The organism is Vibrio sp. V42_P2S4T144 (assembly GCF_009904715.1).
In the GTDB taxonomy this organism is placed as follows: domain Bacteria; phylum Pseudomonadota; class Gammaproteobacteria; order Enterobacterales; family Vibrionaceae; genus Vibrio; species Vibrio alginolyticus.
Genome location: NZ_WXWS01000501.1, coordinates 1 through 3,976, shown reverse-complemented (window position 1 = coordinate 3,976; position 3,976 = coordinate 1). Strand labels below are relative to the sequence as shown.

Annotated in this window: 3 protein-coding genes; all 3 read left to right on the top strand. The window is 43.7% G+C overall.

Going from position 1 to position 3,976, the window contains the following annotated elements:
- A partial coding sequence (gene epd / locus CAG68_RS16595; RefSeq protein WP_161441387.1) for an erythrose-4-phosphate dehydrogenase occupies positions 1–1,002 on the top strand: 1,002 nt, incomplete at its 5' end.
- A gap of 151 nt (positions 1,003–1,153) precedes the next feature.
- Positions 1,154–2,314 carry a phosphoglycerate kinase gene (locus CAG68_RS16590; RefSeq protein ID WP_161441386.1) on the top strand — a complete coding sequence of 387 codons (1,161 nt, stop codon included), beginning with the start codon at positions 1,154–1,156 and terminating at the stop codon, positions 2,312–2,314.
- Between the two features lie 154 nt (positions 2,315–2,468).
- On the top strand, positions 2,469–3,545 hold the full coding sequence (fbaA, locus tag CAG68_RS16585) for a class II fructose-bisphosphate aldolase (RefSeq protein WP_005380996.1): 1,077 nt from the start codon (positions 2,469–2,471) through the stop codon (positions 3,543–3,545).
- The last annotated feature ends 431 nt before the right edge of the window (positions 3,546–3,976 follow it).

Genomic DNA, 3,976 nt, shown 5'->3' with positions numbered 1-3,976 from the left:
GGTCGTAATGTTCTGCGAGCGGTGTATGAAAGCGGAAAACACCAGCAGATCAAGGTTGTGGCGGTAAACGAACTAGCACAGCCAGAGGCGATGGCACACCTACTGCAATATGACACCAGTCATGGTCGCTTTGGTAAAAAAATTTCCCATGACCAAGAACATTTGCATGTTCATCATGACAGCGGTGAATATGATTCCATTCGCATTCTCCACCTCTCCGAAATCGAATTACTTCCTTGGCGTGATTTAGAAGTTGATATCGTCTTGGATTGCACTGGCGTATTTGGTTCGCAAGCGGATGGGCAAGCGCATATAGAAGCAGGCGCGAAGAAAGTACTGTTTTCGCACCCGGGCGCAAACGACCTAGATAATACGATTATCTATGGCGTGAACCACGAAACTCTGAAAGACGAGCACCGTGTTGTCTCCAATGGTTCTTGCACCACCAACTGTATCGTTCCCATCATTAAAGTATTAGACGAAGCCTTCGGCATAGAGTCTGGCACCATTACCACAATTCATTCGTCCATGAACGATCAACAAGTAATTGATGCGTATCATAACGACTTACGCCGTACCCGCGCTGCAAGCCAATCTATTATTCCGGTGGACACTAAGTTGCATAAGGGGATTGAAAGAATCTTCCCGAAATTTTCCAACAAATTCGAAGCAATTTCTGTTCGTGTTCCAACGGTTAACGTCACTGCAATGGATTTAAGTGTCACAATTAGTACAAATGTGAAAGTTAATGACGTAAATCAAACCATTGTTAACGCATCTCAGTGTACATTACGTAACATTGTTGACTATACTGAATCGCCACTCGTTTCCATCGACTTTAACCACGACCCCCATAGTGCGATTGTGGATGGAAGCCAGACTAGAGTGAGTAACGGGCAACTCGTAAAAATGCTCGTTTGGTGCGACAACGAATGGGGCTTTGCTAACCGGATGCTGGATACTGCCTTAGCAATGCAAGCTTCTTCGCAAGTGGAACAGTAATGACGAAGAAGTGATGGAGATTTTTTATTTCAAGCCTTGAAATAAATCCATAATATCTCCATATCTATAACCAGTTTGAAGAATTAACAGGCTTGGCAGGGTTGCCGAGTTTTCAAAAACTTTAATTATTAAATATTTGAGAGGACACATCATGTCTGTAATCAAGATGACTGACCTGGATCTTACAGGTAAACGTGTATTTATCCGTGCTGACCTAAACGTGCCAGTAAAAGACGGTAAAGTAACTTCGGATGCACGTATCATCGCATCTCTTCCAACTATTAAGCACTGCCTAGAAGTAGGCGCTAAAGTAATGGTTACGTCTCACCTAGGTCGCCCAACTGAAGGTGAATACGCTGAAGAGTTCTCTCTACAACCAGTTGTTAACTACCTAAACGACGCACTAGATTGCGAAGTGAAGCTAGCAAAAGACTACCTAGATGGCCTAGAGCTAAATGCGGGTGAACTTGTTGTTCTTGAAAACGTTCGCTTCAACAAAGGCGAAAAGAAAAACGACGAAGAGCTATCTAAGAAATATGCAGCACTATGTGACGTATTCGTAATGGACGCATTCGGTACGGCTCACCGTGCTCAAGCATCTACTCACGGCGTTGGCATGCACGCAGACGTAGCATGTGCTGGTCCTCTACTAGCGAACGAACTAGAAGCGCTAGGCAAAGCAATGGACAAGCCAGCTCGTCCAATGGTTGCTATCGTAGGTGGTTCAAAAGTTTCTACTAAGCTAACTGTTCTTGAGTCTCTATCTAAAATCGCTGACCAACTCGTTGTTGGTGGTGGTATTGCTAACACATTCATCGCAGCTGCTGGACACAACGTTGGTAAGTCTCTATACGAAGCAGACCTAGTTGAAACAGCTAAGAAGCTAATGGACGAGTGTGCAATTCCAGTAGCAACTGACGTTGCATGTGCGAAAGCATTCGACGAGAACGCAGAAGCTGAAATTAAGCACGTTTCTGAAGTACAAGACGACGACATGATCTTCGACCTTGGTCCAGATTCAACTGCTGAACTAGCTGAAATCCTTAAAAACGCTAAGACTATCCTATGGAATGGTCCAGTAGGCGTATTCGAATTCAAGAACTTCGAAGCAGGTACTAAAGGTATCTCTGAAGCTATCGCAGCTTCTGAAGGCTTCTCTGTTGCTGGTGGTGGTGACACGCTAGCGGCTATCGACAAGTTCGGTATCAAAGCGGATGTATCTTACATCTCTACTGGCGGCGGCGCTTTCCTTGAGTTCGTAGAAGGTAAAGTTCTTCCAGCAGTAGAAATGCTAGAAGCACGCGCTAAGTAATTAAAGCAAAGCGGGGGAGTGATTCTCCCGCTTTCTTGTTTGCTGCAACGTGTGAGGAACTCTGCTAGAATAGCCTCAGTTGTGAGCAAACGTTTGCAAGATTTTCAACTTAACAAGTTTTGTTTAAAAACGACAGATAAATAGGATTACATCCATGTCTAAGATCTTCGACTTCGTAAAACCAGGTGTTATCTCTGGCGATGACGTTCAGAAAGTATTTGAAGTTGCAAAAGAAAACAGCTTTGCACTTCCAGCAGTAAACTGTGTGGGTACTGACTCTGTAAACGCAGTACTTGAAGCAGCTGCAAAAGTTAAAGCTCCAGTTATCGTTCAGTTCTCTAACGGTGGCGCTGCTTTCTTTGCTGGTAAAGGTCTAAAACTTGAAGGTCAAGAAGCTCAAATCCTAGGTGCTGTTGCTGGTGCGAAATACGTTCACGCTGTAGCTGAAGCTTACGGTGTTCCAGTAATCCTACACACTGACCACGCAGCTAAGAAACTACTTCCTTGGATCGACGGTCTACTAGACGCTGGTGAAGAGTACTTCGCGCAAACTGGTAAGCCACTATTCTCTTCTCACATGATCGACCTTTCTGAAGAGTCTCTAGAAGAGAACATCGAAATTTCTGCTAAGTACCTAGAGCGCATGGCTAAAATGAACATGACTCTAGAAATCGAACTAGGTTGTACTGGTGGTGAAGAAGACGGCGTTGACAACTCTGATATGGATGCGTCTGAGCTATACACTTCTCCAGAAGACGTTGCATACGCATACGAGAAACTAAGCGCAATCAGCCACCGTTTCACTATCGCAGCATCTTTCGGTAACGTACACGGCGTATACAAGCCAGGTAACGTTGTACTAACTCCAACTATCCTACGTGATTCTCAAGCGCACGTTTCTGAGAAATTCGGTCTTCCAGCGAACTCTCTAAACTTCGTATTCCACGGCGGTTCAGGTTCTTCTCTAGAAGAAATCCGTGAATCTATCGGCTACGGTGTAATCAAAATGAACATCGATACTGATACACAGTGGGCTACTTGGGATGGTATCCGTAAGTTCGAAGCTGAAAACCACGATTACCTACAAGGTCAGATCGGTAACCCAACTGGTGAAGATGCACCAAACAAGAAGTACTACGATCCACGCGTATGGCTACGTGCAGGCCAAGCTTCAATGGTTACTCGTCTAGAGCAAGCATTTGCTGACCTTAACGCAGTTGACGTACTATAATCGTTACTGATTAAGTTACCTAAAAACCCGCTCTTTGAGCGGGTTTTTTTATGTCTATCATTTTTTCCCCTCTGCTTTCTCCCGATATTTTTATGCGTTAGATTGTATTTGCTAGTGAGATATCTCACCTTTAACGTTTTTTTAAAGAAAACATGGGAATATCAGTCTTAAGAGTGGCGAAATCAGAGTGCATTGCGTAACCTGTAACAAGTCAGTGTCAGAAAGCTCTGATAAAGTCTTGTTTTGCATATCTTTGCGAAACTCTGACTTTGAAAAAAGTCAGAGTTGGGATATTGTGCCAAAAATCTGACACTGTTCAGTGGAGCAATAGGGATGTTGTTTTAGAAAAGAGCCTTTAAAAAACAAGGTTCATAAATTAACGGCAATTGGATTTATATCTCTTTATTTTTGAGGATAAGAATTATGGCAGG

Bases quoted from the DNA above. Each gene is read 5' to 3' on its own strand.
- CAG68_RS16590 (WP_161441386.1), top strand. From the start codon at position 1,154: ATGTCTGTAATCAAGATGACTGACCTGGATCTTACAGGTAAACGTGTA.
- fbaA (WP_005380996.1), top strand. From the start codon at position 2,469: ATGTCTAAGATCTTCGACTTCGTAAAACCAGGTGTTATCTCTGGCGAT.